The organism is Limnohabitans sp. Hippo3, from assembly GCF_003063665.1.
Classification (GTDB): Bacteria; Pseudomonadota; Gammaproteobacteria; order Burkholderiales; family Burkholderiaceae_C; genus Limnohabitans_A.
In genome coordinates this window covers 116900-136635 of sequence record NZ_NESF01000008.1, presented here as the reverse complement: position 1 = coordinate 136635, position 19736 = coordinate 116900, and the positions used below count along the sequence as shown (strand labels likewise).

20 protein-coding genes are annotated in these 19736 nt (G+C 61.9%); 7 read left to right on the top strand and 13 right to left on the bottom strand.

Going from position 1 to position 19736, the window contains the following annotated elements:
* Positions 1-345 precede the first annotated feature (345 nt).
* Positions 346-2214 (bottom strand): phosphoenolpyruvate carboxykinase (GTP), encoded by a 1869-nt coding sequence (locus B9Z34_RS10310; RefSeq protein WP_108428026.1) that lies wholly within the window; start codon positions 2212-2214, stop codon positions 346-348.
* 223 nt (positions 2215-2437) lie between these two features.
* On the opposite strand from B9Z34_RS10310, the gene modA reads away from it, so the two are divergent.
* The 3 genes from modA (at position 2438) to B9Z34_RS10295 (ending at position 5176) form a co-directional block, all read left to right on the top strand.
* The gene (gene modA, locus B9Z34_RS10305; protein WP_233249537.1) at positions 2438-3241 is read left to right on the top strand and encodes a molybdate ABC transporter substrate-binding protein; all 804 of its coding nucleotides are present in this window, start codon (positions 2438-2440) and stop codon (positions 3239-3241) included.
* A gap of 85 nt (positions 3242-3326) precedes the next feature.
* Positions 3327-4004, top strand: coding sequence for a molybdate ABC transporter permease subunit (modB, locus tag B9Z34_RS10300; protein ID WP_108428024.1), 678 nt, complete (start codon positions 3327-3329; stop codon positions 4002-4004).
* Entirely contained in the window at positions 4004-5176 is a 1173-nt protein-coding gene (locus tag B9Z34_RS10295; RefSeq protein WP_108428023.1) for an ABC transporter ATP-binding protein, read from the top strand. The genes modB and B9Z34_RS10295 overlap by 1 nt, the downstream gene beginning before the upstream one ends.
* 109 nt (positions 5177-5285) lie before the next feature.
* Here the strand turns inward: B9Z34_RS10295 and B9Z34_RS14775 are convergent, their stop codons facing one another.
* From B9Z34_RS14775 to B9Z34_RS10285, 3 genes are all read right to left on the bottom strand, one after another.
* Positions 5286-5420 (bottom strand): hypothetical protein, encoded by a 135-nt coding sequence (locus B9Z34_RS14775; protein WP_255417455.1) that lies wholly within the window; start codon positions 5418-5420, stop codon positions 5286-5288.
* A gap of 88 nt (positions 5421-5508) precedes the next feature.
* On the bottom strand, positions 5509-6456 hold the full coding sequence (locus B9Z34_RS10290; protein ID WP_108428022.1) for a tripartite tricarboxylate transporter substrate binding protein: 948 nt from the start codon (positions 6454-6456) through the stop codon (positions 5509-5511).
* Positions 6457-6619: 163 nt separating this feature from the next.
* Positions 6620-7030, bottom strand: a complete 411-nt coding sequence (locus tag B9Z34_RS10285) for a PaaI family thioesterase (protein ID WP_108428021.1) — start codon at positions 7028-7030, stop codon at positions 6620-6622.
* A gap of 154 nt (positions 7031-7184) precedes the next feature.
* Here B9Z34_RS10285 and B9Z34_RS10280 point away from each other — a divergent pair, with 154 nt between their 5' ends.
* Positions 7185-8423 (top strand): FAD-binding oxidoreductase, encoded by a 1239-nt coding sequence (locus tag B9Z34_RS10280; RefSeq protein ID WP_108428020.1) that lies wholly within the window; start codon positions 7185-7187, stop codon positions 8421-8423.
* A 40-nt stretch (positions 8424-8463) separates the two neighbouring features.
* Here the strand turns inward: B9Z34_RS10280 and B9Z34_RS10275 are convergent, their stop codons facing one another.
* Positions 8464-8931 carry a DUF3237 domain-containing protein gene (locus B9Z34_RS10275; RefSeq protein ID WP_108428019.1) on the bottom strand — a complete coding sequence of 156 codons (468 nt, stop codon included), beginning with the start codon at positions 8929-8931 and terminating at the stop codon, positions 8464-8466.
* A 46-nt stretch (positions 8932-8977) separates the two neighbouring features.
* On the opposite strand from B9Z34_RS10275, the gene B9Z34_RS10270 reads away from it, so the two are divergent.
* Positions 8978-10060: a 3-deoxy-7-phosphoheptulonate synthase gene (locus B9Z34_RS10270; RefSeq protein ID WP_199220106.1), complete on the top strand. Its 1083-nt coding sequence runs from the start codon at positions 8978-8980 to the stop codon at positions 10058-10060.
* A gap of 263 nt (positions 10061-10323) precedes the next feature.
* Here B9Z34_RS10270 and B9Z34_RS10265 read toward each other — a convergent pair whose 3' ends face one another.
* From B9Z34_RS10265 to B9Z34_RS10235, 7 genes are all read right to left on the bottom strand, one after another.
* Complete coding sequence (locus B9Z34_RS10265) at positions 10324-10827, bottom strand: CBS domain-containing protein (protein ID WP_158268716.1); 504 nt, start codon at positions 10825-10827, stop codon at positions 10324-10326.
* Positions 10828-10927: 100 nt separating this feature from the next.
* Positions 10928-11680: an amino acid ABC transporter ATP-binding protein gene (locus B9Z34_RS10260; RefSeq protein ID WP_108428017.1), complete on the bottom strand. Its 753-nt coding sequence runs from the start codon at positions 11678-11680 to the stop codon at positions 10928-10930.
* Entirely contained in the window at positions 11667-12317 is a 651-nt protein-coding gene (locus B9Z34_RS10255) for an amino acid ABC transporter permease (protein ID WP_108428016.1), read from the bottom strand. The genes B9Z34_RS10260 and B9Z34_RS10255 overlap by 14 nt, the downstream gene beginning before the upstream one ends.
* Positions 12310-12981 carry an amino acid ABC transporter permease gene (locus B9Z34_RS10250; protein WP_108428015.1) on the bottom strand — a complete coding sequence of 224 codons (672 nt, stop codon included), beginning with the start codon at positions 12979-12981 and terminating at the stop codon, positions 12310-12312. Before B9Z34_RS10250 ends, B9Z34_RS10255 begins: the two co-directional genes overlap by 8 nt.
* 20 nt (positions 12982-13001) lie before the next feature.
* On the bottom strand, positions 13002-13796 hold the full coding sequence (locus B9Z34_RS10245; protein WP_108428014.1) for a transporter substrate-binding domain-containing protein: 795 nt from the start codon (positions 13794-13796) through the stop codon (positions 13002-13004).
* Positions 13793-14554 carry a GntR family transcriptional regulator gene (locus tag B9Z34_RS10240; RefSeq protein ID WP_369907634.1) on the bottom strand — a complete coding sequence of 254 codons (762 nt, stop codon included), beginning with the start codon at positions 14552-14554 and terminating at the stop codon, positions 13793-13795. The genes B9Z34_RS10245 and B9Z34_RS10240 overlap by 4 nt, the downstream gene beginning before the upstream one ends.
* 229 nt (positions 14555-14783) lie before the next feature.
* Positions 14784-15497 carry a YebC/PmpR family DNA-binding transcriptional regulator gene (locus B9Z34_RS10235; protein WP_108428012.1) on the bottom strand — a complete coding sequence of 238 codons (714 nt, stop codon included), beginning with the start codon at positions 15495-15497 and terminating at the stop codon, positions 14784-14786.
* 282 nt (positions 15498-15779) lie between these two features.
* Here B9Z34_RS10235 and B9Z34_RS10230 point away from each other — a divergent pair, with 282 nt between their 5' ends.
* A complete protein-coding gene (locus B9Z34_RS10230) occupies positions 15780-18017 on the top strand; it encodes an NADP-dependent isocitrate dehydrogenase (protein ID WP_108428011.1) in 2238 nt (745 codons plus the stop codon).
* Positions 18018-18073: 56 nt separating this feature from the next.
* Here the strand turns inward: B9Z34_RS10230 and B9Z34_RS10225 are convergent, their stop codons facing one another.
* Positions 18074-19327, bottom strand: coding sequence for an Hsp70 family protein (locus B9Z34_RS10225; protein WP_108428010.1), 1254 nt, complete (start codon positions 19325-19327; stop codon positions 18074-18076).
* Positions 19328-19464: 137 nt separating this feature from the next.
* On the opposite strand from B9Z34_RS10225, the gene B9Z34_RS10220 reads away from it, so the two are divergent.
* Positions 19465-19734 (top strand): DUF3297 family protein, encoded by a 270-nt coding sequence (locus tag B9Z34_RS10220; protein ID WP_108428009.1) that lies wholly within the window; start codon positions 19465-19467, stop codon positions 19732-19734.
* Positions 19735-19736: the final 2 nt, after the last annotated feature.

Here is a 19736-nt window from a genome sequence, read left to right as displayed (position 1 = left end):
AATCTTCGGGTGACCGATGCGATCAGGCGATGGCAGGACCTACGCTACCGTTTGGCTGAACCGAGCCGAAAACGCCGCTCACAGAGGGCAACGTTGCGTAAGATATTAAGTTAGCGCATATGCGCATGCGCGGGTATGACATCCAGGGGTGGAGTCTGACATTCAATGCTGCGTGCCCGACAACCAAGGCTGCGGTCCCAACAACCAAGGGTACGGGCCCGACATTCAAGGGTACGGGCCCGACATTCAAGCATTCGGACCCGGCATTCATGAGAAGTCATGCCCGACTCGATCGGGCATCCATGAATTCATGGCGAGCCCCCCGCCTGCGCGGGGATACCGAACTTAAGCCGCCAGGCGCTTTTCCAGATCGGCCTTGGTGTCCAGCAGTGCCTTGGGCAGGCGCTGAGCCAGCTTGGCGAAGTGCTCGTCGTGCAGCTTGAATTCCTCGGTCCACGCGGCCTTGTCGATGCTGGTGACCTTGGCGAACTGCTCGGCGCTGAACTCGATGCCGGTCCAGTTGATTTCAGCGTACTGCGGAGCCACGCCGAACATGGTCTGCTGACCCTGAGCCTTGCCTTCGAGGCGGTCGATGATCCACTTGAGCACGCGCATGTTGTCGCCGTAACCTGGCCACACGAAGGAACCGGACTCGTCCTTGCGGAACCAGTTGACGCAGTACATGGCGGGCAGCTTGAAGCCGGCGGCCTGTTGCTTGGCGCCGATGTCCAGCCAGTGCTGGAAGTAGTCGCTCATGTTGTAGCCGCAAAACGGCAGCATGGCGAAGGGGTCGCGGCGCACCACGCCTTGTGCGCCAAAGGCCGCGGCGGTGGTCTCTGACCCCATGGTCGCGGCCATGTACACGCCTTCGGTCCAGCTGCGGGCTTCAGTCACCAGCGGCACGGTGGTGGAGCGGCGGCCGCCGAACATCATGGCGTCGATGGCCACGCCGTTGGCGTCGTCCCACTGCGGGTCCAGGGCCGGGTTGTTGGTGGCGGCAATGGTGAAACGGGCGTTGGGGTGCGCGGCCTTGGCGCCGGTCTCCTTGGCGATCTGGGGTGTCCAGTCCTTGCCTTGCCAGTCGATCAGGTGATCGGGCAGTTTGTCGGTGTCTTTCTCCATGCCTTCCCACCACACGTCGCCGTCGTCGGTCAGGGCCACGTTGGTGAAGATCACGTCCTTGTGCAGGCTCAGCATGCAGTTCGGGTTGGTCTTCATGTTGGTGCCGGGGGCCACGCCAAAGTACCCGGCTTCGGGGTTGATGGCGTACATCTTGCCGTCGGCGTGCGGCTTGATCCAGGCGATGTCGTCACCGATGGTGGTGACTTTCCAGCCGTCAAAGGCCTTGGGCGGCACCAGCATCGAGAAGTTGGTCTTACCGCAGGCGCTGGGGAAGGCAGCGGCGACGTGGTACTTCTTGCCTTCGGGCGAGGTCACGCCCAGGATCAGCATGTGCTCGGCCAGCCAGCCGCCGTCCTTGCCCATGGTCGAGGCAATGCGCAGCGCAAAGCACTTCTTGCCAAGCAGCGCGTTGCCGCCGTAGCCCGAACCATAAGACCAGATTTCGCGCGTCTCGGGGTAGTGCACGATGTACTTGGTGGTCGGGTTGCAGGGCCAGGTGGTCTTGTCCTTCTCACCAGCGGCCAGCGGGGCGCCCACGGTGTGCACGCAGGGCACGAACTCGCCATTGCTGCCCAGCACGTCGTACACGGCCTTGCCCATGCGGGTCATCAGCTTCTGGTTGACGACCACGTAAGCGCTGTCGGTCAGCTCGATCCCGATGTGGGCGATGTGCGAACCCAGCGGACCCATGGAGAAGGGCACCACGTACATGGTGCGGCCCTTCATGCAACCGTCAAACAGGGGGTTGAGCGTGGCGCGCATCTCGGCCGGGGCCATCCAGTTGTTGGTCGGGCCGGCGTCTTCTTTCTTGGCCGAGCAGATGTAGGTGCGGTCTTCCACGCGGGCCACGTCCGAGGGGTCGGTGCAGGCCAGGAAAGAGTTGGCGCGTTTGGCGGGGTTGAGCTTCTTGAAGGTGCCAGCGGCCACCAGTTCAGCGCACAGGCGGTCGTATTCTTCCTGCGAGCCGTCGGCCCAATAGATGCTGTCGGGCTTGCACAGGGCGGCCATTTCGGCGACCCAGGCGATCAGCCGTGCGTTTTTGACGTACGCGGGTGTGTTCAGGTTCAGGCCCTGCATTGCGGGTGAGTTCATGACTGGCTCCAAGTTTAAAAATCGTTTTTTCAAAACCTCTGCGCAGGGGCTTTGAAAAAACGGCTGAGGGGCTGAGATACTGAGGGGGCTGTGACAGGTTGAGAAAAGGGCGGCGGTAACCGCTTCGTAACCAGCGGGCCTCGATTTTAGGGAGACTGCCTGTTTCGTGCCTGTCAGATCGGTTCTAAACCCCTTTAAATCTATGCAAAAGATGCATGACGTTATGCAAGTCCTCGTGGCGTCTGGGGCCCAAGCAGGGCGCCGCGCTTGCTTGATGGCTGCACTGGGCTGGCCATTGAGCACGTCATGGGGGGCACAGACGCGCAGCTCGGGACCCGTCAAAATCGCCGCAGCCAGCAATCTGAAGTTTGTGCTGGCTGATCTGACGGCCCTTTACCAGCAACAAACCGGGATTCGGCTCGATGTGAATCTGGGCGCATCAGGCAACCTGGCGCGGCAGATTCTGCAGGGCTTGCCGGTGGAGCAGTTCATTTCAGCCGACGAAGACCGGGTGGTCGAACTGGTCAAGGCGGGCCGCACGGTGGACGCCGGACACCGCTACGCCACCGGTCGGTTGGCGCTGATCGTGCCTAAAAATTCGCCACTGCCCTTGAACCAGGGGCTGGCTGCGGTCGTGCGTGCTTTGAAGCCGGGGGACAAGTTCGCCATCGCCAACCCGGCGCTGGCCCCCTATGGCGTGGCGGCCGAGGAGGCTTTGCTCCGCTCGGGTGTCGGGCCGTTGCCGACAGTGCAGAAAGTGCTGGGCGACCACATCGGCCAAGCCACCCAGTTTGTGGCCACGGGCGCGGCGCAGGCGGGCATCACCGCGCTGGCGCTGGCGCTGGCTCCCGAAATTGCCCGCAGTTTGCAGGTCTTGCCCTTGCCCGCCGATTTGCACGCGCCGTTGCATCAGCGCATGGTTTTGCTCAAGGGCGCCAGCGAGGCGGCCGTGGCCTGGCAGCGTTTTTTGCTCAGTGCGCAGGCACAGGTGGTGTGGGTGCGCCATGGTTACGCCTTGCCGCAATAATTAGGCTGTGCGCTGTGGCCTTTGAGTTGGCGCGGCGCTTCAAAACCAGACAGCTCCTTCAATTCAATCCTCACACATTCCACGCATGGACTGGTCCGCCCTTCACGTATCGCTGACCTTGGCGGTTTTGACCACTTTGGCGCTGCTGCCAGTCGGCTTGGCGCTGGCCCGTTGGTTGGCTGTCACGGCCTGGGTCGGGCGGCCGGTGGTCGAGGCTTTGCTGTTGCTGCCCCTGCTGTTGCCACCCACGGTGATTGGCTTTTATTTTTTGATGGCTTTTGGCCAAGGCAGCGCCTTCGGCGCGTGGTTGGCGGCTTCGGGCATACGGCTGGTGTTCACGCTCGAAGGCCTGCTGCTGGTCAGTGTGCTGGTCAACCTGCCTTTCATGGTGCAACCGATTCAACGCGCCTTTGCCGCGGTGCCGCACAGCCTGCGCGAGGCGGCCTGGGTCTCGGGCCTGTCGACATGGCAGACGTTTTGGCGCATCGAATTGCCGCTGGCCTGGCCCGGTTTGCTGGCCGGCATGGCGCTCACGGTGGCGCACACGCTGGGCGAGTTTGGCGTGGTGCTCATGGTGGGCGGCAACATCGAGGGCGAAACCCGTACCCTGTCGGTGTCGCTCTACGACAAGGTGCAGGGCATGGACCTGCAGTCGGCCCATGTGATGGCGTTGGCCCTGGTGGGCGTGTCGCTGTTGGCGCTGAGCCTGGTGCTGGCGTTTGATCGGGTGGGCCCACTGGGCCGAGCCATGCAGGAGCGCTGATGTCCGGCTTGCAAGTGCAACTGCGCTCGGCCAGCCCGATCCGGCTGGAGGCCGAGTTTGACTGCGGTGCGGGCGAATTGATGGCCTTGGTTGGGCCTTCGGGCAGCGGCAAAACCAGCATGCTGCGCGCCATCGCGGGCTTGTGGACGCCCGCCGATGTGCAGGGCCACATTCGGGTGGCGGACCAGCCCTGGCTGGACACAGCGGCGGGCGTGCAGCTGAGCCCGCAAGCGCGCCGAGCAGGTCTGGTGTTCCAGCATTACGCCCTCTTCCCGCACATGACGGCACACGCCAATGTGGCGCTGGCGGCTGGGCCGGGCTGGACGCCAGACGACGTGCAAGGTTTGCTCGCACGCCTGGGGCTGGGTGCTTTGAGTGGTCGCAGGCCGTCTCAATTGTCAGGTGGCCAGCAGCAGCGTGTGGCGCTGGCGCGGGCATTGGTGCGCGTCATGGCTAAGCCCACGGCGGCCCATGCTGTGGTGCCTGAAGCCTTGCCTGGCGTTTTGTTGCTGGACGAGCCTTTTTCTGCGGTGGACGCGCCCACCCGCCAGACGCTCTACCGCGAGCTGGCCGCCTTGCGCCAAAAGGTGTTGGTGCCCATGGTGCTGGTGACGCACGATTTGGCTGAAGCCCGTCGCTTGGCCGACCGGGTGGTGATCGTCGACGCGGGCCAGACCCTGCAAACCGGCGAGCCTGCCCGCGTGTTCGCCAGCCCGCGCAACGCCCGGGTGGCCGAACTGGTGGGCATTCAAAACCATTTTGCAGGGCGTTTTTTCAAGGACCGGCCCGGCTGGGGCCGCCTGCGCTGGACCGATGCGGCCCGGCCTGAACAAAGCATCGATCTGGCCGTGATCGACAAAAACAAGATCGGGGACGACACACCCGTGACCTGGGTGCTGAACGGGGAGCAGGTCGATGTGCTGCGCGATGGCGAAGCTTTGGAAACCGTCGCTGGCCAGACCCGCTTGCGTTGCCAGTTGCTGGAGGTCTTGTCGCTGGGCGAAATCAGCCTGTGCACTGTGTCGCCGCAAGACCTGCCCGGTCAGACCCTCACCTTGAACCTGACCACGCGTTTGTTGCGGCGCCTGCAAGTGGAGACCGGTGGTTGGGTTCAGTTGCTGATCGCGCCGCAGGCTTTGCACATCATGCCCGTGCGGGATGCAGCCAATTGACACGCAGGCACGATCTTCGGCCCAAAACAAAACCCGCCAAGCCGAAGCTGTAGCGGGTTTTGGGCTGAACGGTGCGGCCCAAAGACCAGCACCGCAGACGGTCAAAGCCTCAGGCCATGAACACGGCGATGAAGGCCAACAAGAAAATCAACACCGCACCAGCGGCCGGAATGACCACGGGAATGTGCTTGACCACGTTTTCCACGGGATCGTCAGATGTGTGTGTGTCGTTGTGAGCAGACATGGTGAACCTCAAACTCTGTAATGCCCGCTATTGTAGCCAATCGGGTGTTTCGCCAGACTGACAGGGGGCAAGCGCTGACTTTTGCAGCTCAATCCCCCACGATCTTGCGCTCACGGATCACCCGACCCCACATCGCGCTTTCGCTGGCCATGTAGCGTCCCAGCTCGTCCCGGGTGCCTGGCATGGGAGTGAGGCCGTGCTTGTTGAGTTGCTCGACCACGTCGGGGGTGGTCAGCACCTTGACCAGTTCGGTGTTCCAGCGGTCCAGCACGGGTTTGGGCACTTTGGACGAGGCCACAAAAGCGTACCAGTTGGTGGCATTGAAACCTGGAAAGCCCGATTCGGCCACGGTCGGCACTTTGGGCAGCGCCGCCAGCCGTTGCGTACCTGTGCTGGCCAAGGCGATCAGTTTGCCCGCTTCGATGTGCGGCGCGGCCGTGGCCATCGTGGCAAACCAGCCAGTGACGCGGCCGCCCAGCACGTCTTGCAGCGCCGCTGCACCCCCTTTGTAGGGTACGTGCACTGTGTCCAGCTTGGCCATGTCGTTGAGCAGTTCGCCCGACAGGTGTGAGGCTGAGCCCGGCCCGGTCGAGGCAAAAGTCAGCTTGCCGGGGTTCTTGCGGGCGGTGGCGATGAAGTCGGCAAAGGTCTTGATGCCCGCGCCAGGGTCGACCACCAACACGTTCGGAAAATTCATGGCCATCGTCAAGGGCGCCAGATCCTTGACCGGGTCATAGGGCAGTTTCATCATGTGCGGCGCAATCGCCAGCGGTCCGACCGAGCCGAGCAGCAGCACACTGCCGTCGGCAGGGCCGGTGGCGGTGAACTGGTGCGCAATGTTGCCACCGGCCCCTGCCTTGTTTTCGACCGTGACCGACACGCCCAGGTTCTCGCCCAGCCGTTTGGCGATGATGCGCGCACCCGTATCGGCCGCACCCCCCGCCACAAAGCCCACCACCATGGTGATGTTTTTCTTGGGCGGGAACTCCTGCGCCAAAGCCTTGGTAGCTTGCAGGCCCAGGGCCCCCACCAGCATGCCGGAGCAGGCCAGCAAAAGCGCGCGCCGTGCAGTTTGTGGTTTTGCAAAAGAGAGACAACCCATGTGTTTCATGCCGGACCTCCAATCAACAGATGTAACACATTAACAGCGAAGACCCGATCAAGCAGTCGCGTGGGTTGCCGATTGCAAAACGCACCATTCACATCAAGGCGTAAGTCGTGCAGGCCCTGAAAACACTTTTGCCGTCATCGGCCCCGGTCAGATCGATTTCGCCAAACGCCATGGCTTTGCCCGCTCGCAAGACGCGTGCTGTGACGAGGGCGTCCTGCCCCGACAACGGTTTCATGAAGGTGCTGGACAGCTGCACCGTACTGCAGGGCCTGAATTGGCCGAAGTGCTGGATCAGCGCAAGCACCATGGCCGTGTCCGCCGCGGCCATCATGGCCTGTCCGCACAGCATGCCGCCCACGCGCGAAAGCTGATCGCTTTGCGGCAGGCGCAGGGTCACGCTGTCCGCTTGCGTGCTTTCGACGGTCAGGTTCAGGGCCTGTACCCAGGGGGCAAACAGCTCGGACAAGGCTTGTTGCAGGTTTTCAGTGGAGGTGCTCATGCGAACAGTTTAAACAGAGCAAAAGGTCTCAGTGCCATCTTCTGCAAACGGGGGCCGGCGAACGCTTGACCGTCTCTATACTGGACACACCCAAGGTTTGTATTTTGACAGCAGGCCTTGATCCATGGACACCCGCAACACCGTTTGAAACGTCATGACTTCTTCCATCCTTGTTCTGGGCGCTGGCATGGTCGGCACCTGCACCGCCTTGCATCTGCAGCAGCGTGGCTTTGACGTGGTGCTGGTGGACCGCCGTGCACCGGGGCGGGAAACGTCTTTTGGCAATGCCGGCCTGATTCAGCGCGAAGCGGTCGAACCTTATGCTTTTCCGCGTGAGCCAGGTTTCTTGTTGAATGTGGCCATGGGCCGGGGGGCCGAGGTCCATTGGCATGCGCGGGGTTTGTGGCAAATGGCCGGGTCGTTGCTGCGCTACTTGCGCCACTCACACCCCAAGCGCCATGCGCAAGCCACCCACGCGTACAGCCGCCTGATCGCCCATGCCACCGACGAACACCGTTTGCTCATGACCGCAGCCGGTGCACAGGATCTGGCGCGCCATGAAGGATTCCGTTTTGTGTTCCGCACCTCCAAGGCGTTGGACGAGGCGGTTGAACGGGCTGCGAACTTGCATGACCGTTTTGGTGTGCGTTATCAGGCCGAAAACACCACCCAGCTGGCGCAGGCCGAACCTGCTTTGCGCTTGCCACTGGCGGGCGCCGTGCATTGGCTGGACCCGTGGGCGGTCAACGACCCCGGCGCCTTGGTGCAACGTTATGCGGATCTGTTTGTGGCGCGGGGTGGGCGCTTGTTGACGGGAGACGCGACCAGCTTGCAGTCGCAAGGCGTGGGCTGGTCGGTGCAAACCACCGAAGGCCGTGTGGATGCCGAGCAAGCCGTGCTGGCGCTGGGCCCCTGGGCCGACGGTTTGATTCGCACGCTGGGTTACCGTTTTCCGCTGTTCATCAAACGCGGTTACCACCAGCATTACACCTCGCCTGCCCAGCTGCTTCAACCGGTGCTCGATGCCGAGCGCGGCTATGTGCTGGCGCCCATGCAGCGCGGCCTGCGTTTGACCACCGGGGCTGAGTTCGCCCCCATCGATGCCCCACCCACGCCCGTGCAACTGGCCAAGGCCGAAGCCTTGGCGCGTGAACTGGTGGACTTGGGTGAGCCTTTGCCCGATGCCCCTTGGCTGGGCGCACGCCCCTGCACCGCCGACATGTTGCCTGTGACGGGACCTGCGCCGCGCCACAAGGGTTTGTGGTTCAACTTCGGCCATGCCCATCAGGGCTTCACCTTGGGGCCTGTGGCCGGACGCTTGCTTGCCGAGATGGTCGAGGGCCGACACACCTGGATTGACCCAGCCCCTTACGCGCCCGCGCGATTCATGTGAGTGCGCCTCCAGCTCAATGTCGCAGGCCTTTCAGGCCCGTTCACAGCACCCGGTAAAAACTCAGAAACACGCCGTCGGGTGCCCGTCGCCCGGTACCGATGAACTGGCTCTCGCTCAGCCAGGCCCATTGGGGCGTTGTGGCCTCCAGTTTGGGCTGACAGCGGAAATAGATCTCGTCGGGGTTGACCGGCTGGCCGTTCATGATGCGCTGTGAATTGTCCAGAGAAGCCACGCGCAGGGCGGTGTTTTGCACGAAGACGCGTGTGCCATCCTGGAGTTCGATCACATAGCGCGCATCCAGGTGCGCTTGTGTGCCGCCGCCCAAAATCAATTGAAAGTCGGCACCACCTGCCAGCACTTTGCCATTCAGTCGGGGGCCGTTCACGGTGCCACCGGTGATCGGGATCATGCGGCGCAGGCCTGCGGGCGTGTGGCCGACTTCAACGGGTGGGGCGATGGTCACGGCCAAATCGCAAACATGTTCCAACTGGGGGGCGGGCAGCGTCATCGTGGTTCCCTTTAAACTGGGTCTGAATTATCAGGTGACTTCACACATGCTTTCCACCCAAGACAAAACCCGCATCGACGACACCCGCATTGCCTCGGTGCGCCCCCTCATGACGCCCGCGCTGCTCGAAGAGCGGCTGCCCGCATCGCCCGCGCACCTGGCGCTGGTGGAGCGTTCACGGCAAGACATCTCGAACGTGCTGCAAGGCCAGGACGACCGTTTGGTCGTGGTGGTCGGGCCGTGCTCGATCCACGACCATGACCAGGCCATCGCCTATGCCCGGCTGCTCAAGGCCGAGGCTGACAAGCACGCCAAAGACCTGCAGATCGTGATGCGCGTGTATTTTGAAAAGCCCCGGACCACCGTGGGCTGGAAGGGCTACATCAACGACCCGCACCTGGACGGCAGCTTTGCCATGAACGAAGGCCTGGAGATGGCCCGCAAACTGTTGCTCGACATCATCGACCTGGGCCTGCCCGTGGCCACGGAATTCCTGGACTTGCTCAGCCCGCAATTCATCAGCGATCTGGTCACCTGGGGTGCCATCGGTGCGCGCACCACCGAGAGCCAAAGCCACCGCCAGCTGGCCAGCGGCCTGTCGTGCCCGGTGGGCTTCAAGAACGGGACGGATGGCGGCGTCAAGGTCGCGGCCGATGCGGTGGTGGCGTCCAAAGCGCCGCACGCCTTCATGGGCATGACCAAGATGGGCCAGGCCGCGATCTTCGAGACGCGTGGCAACCAGGACGTGCACATCATCTTGCGCGGTGGCAAGACCCCCAACTATTCGGCAGCCGATGTGGATGCCGCTTGCAAAGCGCTGGAGGCTTCAGGCATCGCCCCGCAGGTGATGGTGGACGTGTCGCACGCCAACAGCAGCAAGCAGCACGCCAAGCAAATCGAGGTGGCGCACGACGTGGCCGCGCAGGTGGCAGCGGGTGACCGCCGCATCATGGGCCTGATGATCGAAAGCCATTTGCAAGAGGGTCGGCAAGACCAAAAGCCCGGCCAGCCCTTGCAGTACGGCGTGTCGATCACCGACGCCTGCATCAGCTTTGCGCAGACGGTGCCGGTGTTCGAAGCGCTGGCGCAAGCGGTGCAAAAGCGGCGCAGTCGCGTTGGTGCCCTGTAAAACTTGTAACAGGGCCTTGACCGCCATCGTTCGGCGGGATTACAGTGAAATCGCTGACATCGGGAGACCGATCGAAGCATCCTCTGGGGCACATGCTTGTGCCCCGCCCATCAGAACGACAACTCTTCTTTTGGGCAATCCTTGGGACGATCCTCTCGTGACGACCCATCAACCCGACCGGTTCGCCGGTCGGGTTTGTCATTTGGGGGTCTGGCTTTTTCCATGTGGCCTTTGTCACACAGCAGGCCCACCCTGTGCCCACATCAAGGCTCGTGTTGTGCCAGGTACATGCCCCCGGGCAGTTCTGCTGGGTTGAACATGGGCGTTGTGCGGCTGCTTTCCAGATCGATGCCGATTCGCAAGGCCTGCGCCAGCCCACCGAGTTCATCGGCCAGATGGACCAGCAGGTTGTCCAATGAAACCAGACCCATCAGCCGTCCATCGGCTTCGGTGATGAACAGCCGCCGTACCCCATGTTGGGTCATGGCCTGCACGGCTTCGTGCACGCCGGCTGTGCCGGGCACGCGAATCAAGTGGGGTGTGCTGAAAGCGCCCACATTCTGCTCTTGTGGCAAGCGGTCCTGGGCCAGCAGGTTGATGACCAGATCGCGGTCGGTCACCACACCCACCACGCGTGTGGCGTCCTCGGGGTCGGTCAGGGCCAAGGCACCGACATGGTGGACGCGCATCATTTCCGCGGCTTTGCGCACCGGGGCTTCGGCGCTCACGGTGAGAATGTCGCGTTGGCAAAGTTGGGACAGGTTCATGGCAAAACGCTCCTGAAAATGACAACAGCCCACCTTAGTGGGGTGGGCTGATGATTTCAGTGAGCCGATGCACGCAAGCAGTGTTGCGCGGTACGCGCCTTTAGTGCAAAGACGACAGAAACTGCTGCAATTCGGGCGTCTTGGGGTTGGCAAACAGTTCAGCTGGTGCGCCCTGCTCATGCACCAAGCCCTGGTGCATGAAGATCACGCGGTCACTGACCTTGCGGGCAAAGTTCATCTCGTGCGTGACCATCAAGAGCGTCATGCCTTCTTGCGCGAGCGACTCCACCACGGCCAGCACTTCGCCCACCAGCTCGGGGTCGAGCGCCGAGGTGATTTCGTCGCACAGCAAGATGCCGGGCGACATGGCCAGCGCCCGGGCAATTGCCACGCGCTGTTGCTGCCCGCCCGAGAGCTGATCGGGAAACGCGTCGAACTTTTCGGCCAGGCCTACACGGGCCAGCAAGCGGCGCGCTGTGGCTTCGGTCTCGGCGGCGGACAGCTGCTTGACCAGACCCGGTGCGAGCTGGATGTTCTTGCCCACCGTGAGGTGTGGGAACAGGTTGAAGGACTGGAAGATCATGCCGACCTGCTGACGCAGCTTGCGCATCGCCGAGGGGTCTGAATAGACCAAGGGCTGGCCTTGGACGGTCAAAGTGCCATGTTGAAAAGTCTCCAACCCGTTGATGCAACGCAGCAGCGTGCTTTTGCCCGAGCCGCTTTTGCCGATGATGGCAATCACCTCGCCCGCTTGCACCTGCAAGTCGATGCCTTTGAGGACTTCATTGTTGCCGTAGGACTTGCGCAGCCCCGTGATCGCGACAGCGGCAGTAGAAGAGTTAGCGTTGGACATGGAGGCGACCTTCGAGAGAGCGTGCATACAGGCTGATGGGGTAGCAGATCAGGAAATACAGGAGTGCCACACAGCTGTAGACCACAAAGGGTTTGAAGGTGGCGTTGGTGATCATGGTGCCGGCCTTGGTCAGCTCGACAAAGCCGATGACCGAGGCCAGTGCCGTGCCCTTGACCACCTGGACCAGAAAGCCCACGGTGGGCGCGACCGCAATGCGTGCCGCCTGCGGCAAGATGACGTAACGCAGTTGCTCGCCAAAGTTCAGTGCCAGGCTTTGGGCAGCTTCCCACTGGCCTTTGCCAATGGATTTGACGCAGCCATGCCAGATCTCGGTCAGGAAGGCGCTGCTGTACAGCGTCAAAGCCACAGTGGCCGCTGTCCACGCCGAGGTCTCGACGCCCAGCATGGCCATGCCGAAATAAGCCAGGAACAGCTGCATCAGCAAAGGCGTTCCTTGAAAGAGCTGTACATACAGCGCGACGGCTTGTTGCAGGCTGCGGTTGGGCGTGGTGCGGACCACCAGCAGGGCCAGGCCCACCAGCCCGCCGCCGACAAAAGCGATCAGCGACAGCACCAGCGTCCAGCGCGCGGCCAGCAACAAGTTGCTGACGATGTCCCAAAGTGAAAACTCAACCACGGCGGCCTCCGAACAAGAAGCGTTGGCCGAGCCAGTTCAGCGTGGCACGGGTGGCGATCGACAGCAGCAGGTAAATGGCTGTGGCGACGATGAAGGCCTCAAAGGCGCGGAAGTTGCGGCTCTGGATCAGGTTGGCGGCAAAGCTCAGCTCTTCGGTCGAGATCTGTCCGCACACCGCCGAGCCCAGCATCACGATGATGATCTGGCTGACCAAGGCGGGCCATACGCGTTGCAGTGCGGGCGGCAGCACCACCCAGATGAAGGTCTGCATGCGCGAGAGCGCCAGGCTCATGGCCGCTTCGATCTGCCCGGCGGGGGTGGTCTGGATGCCGGCCCGCACGATCTCGGCCGAATAGGCCCCCAGGTTGATCACCATGGCGATCACCGACGACCATTCGGGGCTCAGGCGCACACCCATTGCAGGCAGGCCAAAGAAAATGAAAAAGAGCTGGACGATGAAAGGCGTGTTGCGGATCAGCTCCACATAAGCGGCCACGCCGGGGCGGCTCCAGCCGGGCCCTTGGGTGCGGACCCAGGCACAGCCAATGCCCAGCAACACGCCCAGCACTGCAGACACGGCTGTGAGGCCGAGCGTCCACCCCACGCCCTTGACCAACAAGGGCCACTCGGTCAATACCGCTGCAAAGTCCAGCTCAATCGCCATGGTGTCAGGCCTTGTCGGGCTTATTCAGGCAACTGGCCAGCAGGACGGCCCAGCCACTTTTGCGCCATCTTGTCGATGTCGCCGGACTTCTTGGCTTCGGCAATGATGGCGTTGACCTTGGTGCGCAGCGCGTCCTCGCCTTTGCCCACACCGATGAAGTTGGGGCTGTCCTTGAGCAACAGCTTGTATTCGGCGTTGAGCTGGGGGTTCTTCTGCATCATCACGCCCGCGACCGATGCACCTGTGGCCAGCAGCTGGGTTTGGCCCGAGACATAGGCCGACACGGTAGCGTTGTTGTCTTCAAAGCGCTTGAGCTCGGCGCCTGCCGGGGCCACCTTGGTCAACTCCTGGTCCTCGATGGCACCCCGCGTCACGGCCACGGTTTTGCCCGTCAGGTCGTTCATCGACTTGATGTTCAGGGTTTTCGCCCCGTAAATGGCCTGGAAGAACGGTGAATAAGCCGAGGTGAAATCGATGACTTTTTCGCGCTCGGGGTTCTTGCCCAGCGTGGAGATGACCAGATCGGCCTTCTTGGTTTGCAGGTAGGCGATGCGGTTGGCGCTGGTCACGGGCATCAGCTCGATCTTCACGCCCATTTTGGTGGCGATGTAGTTGGCCATGTCGATGTCCAGGCCTTGGGGCTTGAGGTCGATGCCCACAAAGCCGTAGGGCGGAAAGTCGGTCGGGATGGCGATCTTGATCAATTTGGCTTTCTGGATGTTGTCCAGTGCACTCTGTGCGTGGCTGGCGCCTGCCAGTGTCAACAGGCTGGCGGCCACGGCGGTGGACAACACAAGGCGTTTCGAGAGTTTCATAACAAGGCTCCTAAGTAAGTGGAAGGTGAGGTGGATGAAGAGGTGTTGCCGGCTGCGCTTTTGCCCGGTTTGGGGCTTGCCGCTTTGGCAGGGGTCAGGGGTGCGAGCGCAAGGCGCAACTCGGCCAGCGGGTCTGCGGGCGCGGCGTTGATCTGCAAGGCCGATTGCACCTGGCCGATGTGCTCGGCCATGAGCCGCTCGGCCGTTTCCTTGTCGCCACGCTCCAGCGCCTGCACGATGTCGATGTGTTCCTGACAGGACTTCACCGCATCGTGGCTCGATTGGTAGAGCATGGCGATCAGCGTGGTCCGTGCCGTGAAGTCGCGCAGCGTATCGGCCAGCAACTGGTTGCCCAGGCATTCGGCCAGGCACACATGGAAGTCGCCCAGCAAAAAGCTGCGTCGCCCCACGTCGTCTTGTTTGAGCGCAGTCTTTTCCTGCTGGATGTGCTGCTTCAGGCGCTTGAGTGTGGTTTTGTCCATGACCCCAGCGCTGCGGATCAGACCGGTTTCGATCACCCTGCGGGCTTCAAAGGCCTCGCGGGCTTCGGTCTTGGACGGCTGCACCACAAACCAGCCCCGGCGCGAGCTGACTTGCACGATGCCGCGTGCGGCCAGTTGCATCAGTGCTTCGCGCACCAGGGTGCGGCTGCAGTCAAACAACATCGACAAAGCCTGCTCGCCCAGGCGTGCACCGGGCATCAGCTTTTGAGCCAGGATCGCTTCCACGATCCGGTCGGCAATGTCTTTGGAGTTCACAACCAAGGCTTCCTTTGCTTGAACCTCTAGCGAATACCGTGCCACTTGTTTTGACATCTTGTATGCAAGATTTGTGCATCATAGGTGTGCGCAAATCACTTGTGACTCATGGATTTCCCTTGTCTGGTGCGCGGTTGTGCACCAATTTGCGTTGTGTTGTGTCTCAGTCCCCAAGCAAAAGGGCCTGACGGAAATTTCCCGTCAGGCCCATGGCCGGAATAGGCGGGGCTTAGCCTGCTAAGCCCACAAACACGTTTTGAACGTCGTCGTTGTTGTCGATCGCGCCCAGGAAGGTTTCAACTTCTTCGAGTTGCTCTGCGCTCAAGTTGGCCGGGTCGACCGGGTTTTTGGGTTTGTAGCCCAGTTTGGCCGACACCACGGTGAAGCCGAAATTGGGCAGGGCGCGGCTGACCAGATCCAGGTCGGTCGCTTCGGTGATGAACACCGTCACGCCGTCTTCGTCGGCGGGTTCAAAATCCTGCGCACCGGCTTCGATGGCGGCCAGCTCGGCGTCGGCCCCGGGCTGGGCAGGCTCGGCCTCGATGAAGCCCACATGGTCAAAATCCCAGGACACCGAACCCGACGTGCCCTGCTGGCCCTTGCGGAACAACACGCGCATTTCTGACGCGGTGCGGTTCACGTTGTCGGTCAGCACTTCGATCATCACCGGCACCTGGTGGGGCGCGAAACCTTCATAAATGACGCGGTCAAAGCTGACGGCATCGCCCAAGAGGCCCGCGCCTTTTTTGATGGCGCGCTCCAGGGTGTCTTTGGGCATGGACACCTTGCGGGCTTGTTCGACCACCAGGCGCAAACGGGCATTGGCAGCGGGGTCCGCGCCGTTGCGGGCGGCGATCATGATGTCCTTGGCCAGGCGGCCAAACAGTTTGCCCCGGGCGTCTGCTGCCTGTGCCTTGCCTTTTGCTTTCCATTGCGCGCCCATGGCGGTTTTCCTTGGTGGTGGTCTGCCCCCAAAGGCGCAGATGCTGTGAAAAAAGCGCCCACCCGTGGGGCTGACGCATGTTTGAAGGGGTGTCAGTTTAATCGCCCGGCCAGTCGGAGGGCCCCCACCAGGAGACGGCGGCGGGTCCCCAGTAAGCAAAACGGGGGGGTATTTGAGATAAAGTCACGGGCTAAACCGCCTTAAAAGGGCGATTTTTGAATCGGCTCGACATACCGCCGAGCGCCGGATTCTTTTTTCATATCCCTGACAACGAGAGTACCCATGGCTGCAGACAAATCCCGGATCATTTACACCCTGACAGACGAAGCGCCTTTGTTGGCCACGGCATCGTTCCTGCCCATCATCCGCACTTTTGCAGCGCCTGCCGGCATCGACGTGGCCGAAAGCGACATTTCGGTGGCCGCCCGCATTCTGGGTGAATTTTCGGATCTGCTGCCTCCTGAGCAGCGCGTCACCAACAACCTGGCCGAGTTGGGCAAGTTGACCCTCAAGCCCGAAGCCAACATCATCAAGCTGCCCAACATCAGCGCTTCTGTCGGTCAGCTGACGGCTGCCATCAAGGAGCTGCAGGCCAAAGGCTACGCCCTGCCCGACTACCCCGAGAACCCCAAAAACGACGAAGAAAAAGCCATCAAGGCCCGCTATGCCAAGTGCACAGGCTCTGCCGTGAACCCGGTGCTGCGTGAAGGCAACTCGGACCGCCGCGCTCCTCGTGCGGTCAAGGAATTCGCCCGCAAGAACCCTCACAGCATGGCCGAGTGGAGCCAGGCTTCGCGCTCGCACGTCTCGCACATGCACGCGGGCGACTTCTACCATGGCGAAAAGTCCATGACGCTGGACCGCGCACGTGACGTGAAGATGGAGCTGATCACCAAGAGCGGCAAGACCATCATCCTCAAACCCAAAGTTTCCTTGCTTGACCGCGAAGTCATCGACAGCATGTTCATGAGCAAGAAAGCCTTGCTCGAGTTCTATGAAAAAGAAATCGAAGACGCGCACAAAACCGGTGTGATGTTCTCCTTGCACGTCAAGGCCACCATGATGAAGGTGTCCCACCCCATCGTGTTCGGTCATTGCGTCAAGATTTTCTACAAGGACGCGTTTGCCAAGCACGGTGCCCTGTTCAAAGAGCTGGGTGTGAACGTCAACAACGGCATGGCCGATCTGTACAACAAGATCACCAGCTTGCCCCAGTCCAAGCAAGACGAGATCAAGCGTGACCTGCACGCTTGCCACGAAGGTCGTCCCGAGCTGGCCATGGTGGACTCGGCCAAGGGCATCACCAACTTCCATTCGCCCAACGACGTGATCGTGGACGCCTCCATGCCCGCCATGATCCGCAACGGCGGCAAGATGTGGGACGCCAACGGCCGCTTGAAAGACGTCAAGGCCGTCATGCCCGAGTCGACCTTTGCCCGCATCTACCAGGAGATGATCAACTTCTGCAAATGGCACGGCGCGTTCGATCCCAAGACCATGGGCACGGTGCCCAACGTGGGCCTGATGGCCCAGCAAGCCGAAGAATATGGCTCACACGACAAGACGTTCGAGATTCCTGAAGACGGCGTGGCCAACATCACCGACCTCAACACCGGCGAAGTGCTGCTGAGCCAAAACGTGGAAGAGGGCGACATCTGGCGCATGTGCCAGGTCAAGGACGCGGCGATCCGCGACTGGGTCAAGCTGGCCGTGACCCGTGCCCGCAACTCCGGCATGCCCGTGGTGTTCTGGCTCGACCAGTACCGCCCCCACGAAGCCCAGCTCATCACCAAGGTCAAGATGTACCTGCACGAGCACAACACGGCCGGTCTGGACATCCAGATCATGAGCCAGGTGCGTGCCATGCGTTACACCCTGGAGCGCGTGATCCGTGGTCTGGACACCATCAGCGCCACCGGCAACATCCTGCGCGACTACCTGACCGACCTGTTCCCCATCATGGAGCTGGGCACCTCGGCCAAGATGCTGTCCATCGTGCCTTTGATGGCCGGTGGCGGCATGTACGAAACCGGTGCGGGCGGCTCGGCCCCCAAGCACGTGCAGCAGCTGGTGGAAGAAAACCACCTGCGCTGGGACTCCTTGGGTGAATTCCTTGCGCTCGCCGTGTCGTTGGAAGATCTGGGCTTGAAGACGGGCAACAAAAAGGCCGTCGTGTTGTCCAAAATGCTGGATGCCGCAACCGGCAAGCTGCTCGACAACAACAAGAACCCTTCGCCCAAAACGGGTCAGCTGGACAACCGTGGCAGCCAGTTCTATCTGGCCATGTACTGGGCGCAGGAGCTGGCAGCGCAAACCGAAGACGCCGAGCTGGCTGCCCAGTTCGCACCTTTGGCCAAAGTCTTGACCGACAGCGAAAAGAAGATCGTGGAAGAGCTCAATGCCGTGCAGGGCAAGCCCGTGGACATTGGCGGCTACTACATGCCTGACCAAGCCAAGCTGGCCGCCATCATGCGCCCCAGTGCCACGTTCAATGCCGCTCTGGCTGCCGTGAAGAGCTGATCGGCTCCTTTCGCATCCAAGCCACTCAGGTCATGCCTGAGTGGCTTTTTTTCGGCTCAGCGGCTGTAGGCCAAACCGAGCGCCACACCACCAAACAAATCCCCTTCGAGGAGCGGTACGCCCGCGAATTCGGCCGGCAAGGCTTGTTGGAAACTGCTCAAGGCCGATGAACCGCCGGTGAGGTAAATCGCATTGAGCGAAGCGTGACTCAGCCCTGCGCTTTGTACACATTCGCGGGCGCAGGCCAGGGTGCGCGCCAGCAAGTCGTGCAAATGCGCCTGCATGTCGGCCACGCCCAGATGGGCTTGCAAGTCGCGCGCGATGACCGACAGGTCAATGGCCGTGTTGGCGCGGCTCATTGAGCAGCGGATCTTGGCCTGCTCCACCTCGTGTGCGATGTGGTGGCCGTGGCGCTCGGTCAGCACCTGCATCAGGCGCTCGTGCAGGCGGGCATCGCTGTAGTTGCTGCGCAGGGTTTGGGCATGTGCGATGGCCTTGGGCTGGTATTGCCAGTGAATCAGGTGCCAAGTGGCGAGGTCAAAAAACACGCGGCTGGGCACCTCGCGCTGTTCAGGGCCGAGGTGTTTGTAACCCAGCAACGGCATGACCTGTGCCAGATTCAATTGCCGGTCGTAGTCGGTGCCGCCGATGTGCACGCCGGTGGTGGCGAAAATATCCGCGTTGCGGTCGAGGCTCTGAATGCGCCCAGGCCCCAGCCGCACCACGGTGAAGTCCGAGGTGCCGCCGCCCAGGTCGACCACCAGCACAGTGCTTTCTTTCGTCAGGCGCCGTTCGTAGTCCAGCGCGGCGGCAATGGGTTCGAGTTGAAACGACACCTCTTCAAAGCCCACTGACAACACCGCCTGGCGCAGCGAGGCTTCGGCCTGCGCATCGCGCTCGGGGTCATCGTCGACAAAGTGCACCGGGCGGCCCATCACCACGCGGCGTGGGGCACTGCCCAAGCTTTGCGTGGCGCGTTCGCGCAGGGTGGCCAAAAAGGTGGCGATGATGTCCTGAAAGCTGATCTGCTGATGGCCAATCTGTGTGGTCTCCAGCAAAAGCGGGCTGCCCAGCAGACTTTTGAGCGAACGTATCAAGCGGCCTTCGGTGCCTTCCAGGTAATGTTTGATGGCATCGCGCCTGAAGTGCGTGCTGTGGTCTTCGGCGTTGTAGAACACGGCCGTGGGCATGGCCAGCGCCTCGCCCTCCAGCGGAATCAGGCGGGCACTGCCCTCTGGGCCGAGCCAGGCCATGGCCGAGTTGGAGGTGCCGAAATCGATGCCGAGCGTGCCGACGGGGGAAGATGTCATGAGGACGGGGGGAAGCTGAAGCGGACGGGACAGACCAAAGCGCTGGCCGTCGAAGGACCCGGGATTCTGCCACCGACGGCCCCCGCAAATCAGGGAGAATCGCCGCTGTTCCTTATTTTTTGTGCACTCGCCATCCCATGACCGAATCCTCTATCCCCGAAACGTCTGCCACAAAGCGCCCCCCATTGCCTGACCGTCTGTCCATCGACGCCCGCAGCCCACACCATGTGCGTGCCGTGTTCGAGCACGACATTGGCATCCGCTTCAATGGCAAGGACCGCAACGACGTCGAGGAATACTGCATCAGCGAAGGCTGGGTGCGTGTGCCTGCAGGCAAAACGCTAGACCGCAAAGGCCAGCCGCTGCTCATCAAGCTCAAAGGCAAAGTGGAAGCGTTTTACCGCTGAGC

Bases quoted from the DNA above. Each gene is read 5' to 3' on its own strand.
- B9Z34_RS10275 (WP_108428019.1), bottom strand. From the start codon at position 8,931: ATGACGCTGCCCGCCCCCCAGTTGGAACATGTTTGCGATTTGGCCGTG.
- B9Z34_RS10235 (WP_108428012.1), bottom strand. From the start codon at position 15,497: ATGGGCGCGCAATGGAAAGCAAAAGGCAAGGCACAGGCAGCAGACGCC.
- B9Z34_RS10265 (WP_158268716.1), bottom strand. From the start codon at position 10,827: ATGAACCTGTCCCAACTTTGCCAACGCGACATTCTCACCGTGAGCGCC.
- B9Z34_RS10310 (WP_108428026.1), bottom strand. From the start codon at position 2,214: ATGAACTCACCCGCAATGCAGGGCCTGAACCTGAACACACCCGCGTAC.
- B9Z34_RS10220 (WP_108428009.1), top strand. From the start codon at position 19,465: ATGACCGAATCCTCTATCCCCGAAACGTCTGCCACAAAGCGCCCCCCA.
- B9Z34_RS10250 (WP_108428015.1), bottom strand. From the start codon at position 12,981: ATGGCGATTGAGCTGGACTTTGCAGCGGTATTGACCGAGTGGCCCTTG.
- B9Z34_RS10285 (WP_108428021.1), bottom strand. From the start codon at position 7,030: ATGAGCACCTCCACTGAAAACCTGCAACAAGCCTTGTCCGAGCTGTTT.
- B9Z34_RS10270 (WP_199220106.1), top strand. From the start codon at position 8,978: ATGCTTTCCACCCAAGACAAAACCCGCATCGACGACACCCGCATTGCC.
- B9Z34_RS10280 (WP_108428020.1), top strand. From the start codon at position 7,185: ATGACTTCTTCCATCCTTGTTCTGGGCGCTGGCATGGTCGGCACCTGC.
- modA (WP_233249537.1), top strand. From the start codon at position 2,438: ATGCAAGTCCTCGTGGCGTCTGGGGCCCAAGCAGGGCGCCGCGCTTGC.
- modB (WP_108428024.1), top strand. From the start codon at position 3,327: ATGGACTGGTCCGCCCTTCACGTATCGCTGACCTTGGCGGTTTTGACC.
- B9Z34_RS10260 (WP_108428017.1), bottom strand. From the start codon at position 11,680: ATGTCCAACGCTAACTCTTCTACTGCCGCTGTCGCGATCACGGGGCTG.
- B9Z34_RS14775 (WP_255417455.1), bottom strand. From the start codon at position 5,420: ATGTCTGCTCACAACGACACACACACATCTGACGATCCCGTGGAAAAC.
- B9Z34_RS10245 (WP_108428014.1), bottom strand. From the start codon at position 13,796: ATGAAACTCTCGAAACGCCTTGTGTTGTCCACCGCCGTGGCCGCCAGC.
- B9Z34_RS10295 (WP_108428023.1), top strand. From the start codon at position 4,004: ATGTCCGGCTTGCAAGTGCAACTGCGCTCGGCCAGCCCGATCCGGCTG.
- B9Z34_RS10290 (WP_108428022.1), bottom strand. From the start codon at position 6,456: ATGCTGGTGGGGGCCCTGGGCCTGCAAGCTACCAAGGCTTTGGCGCAG.
- B9Z34_RS10225 (WP_108428010.1), bottom strand. From the start codon at position 19,327: ATGACATCTTCCCCCGTCGGCACGCTCGGCATCGATTTCGGCACCTCC.
- B9Z34_RS10230 (WP_108428011.1), top strand. From the start codon at position 15,780: ATGGCTGCAGACAAATCCCGGATCATTTACACCCTGACAGACGAAGCG.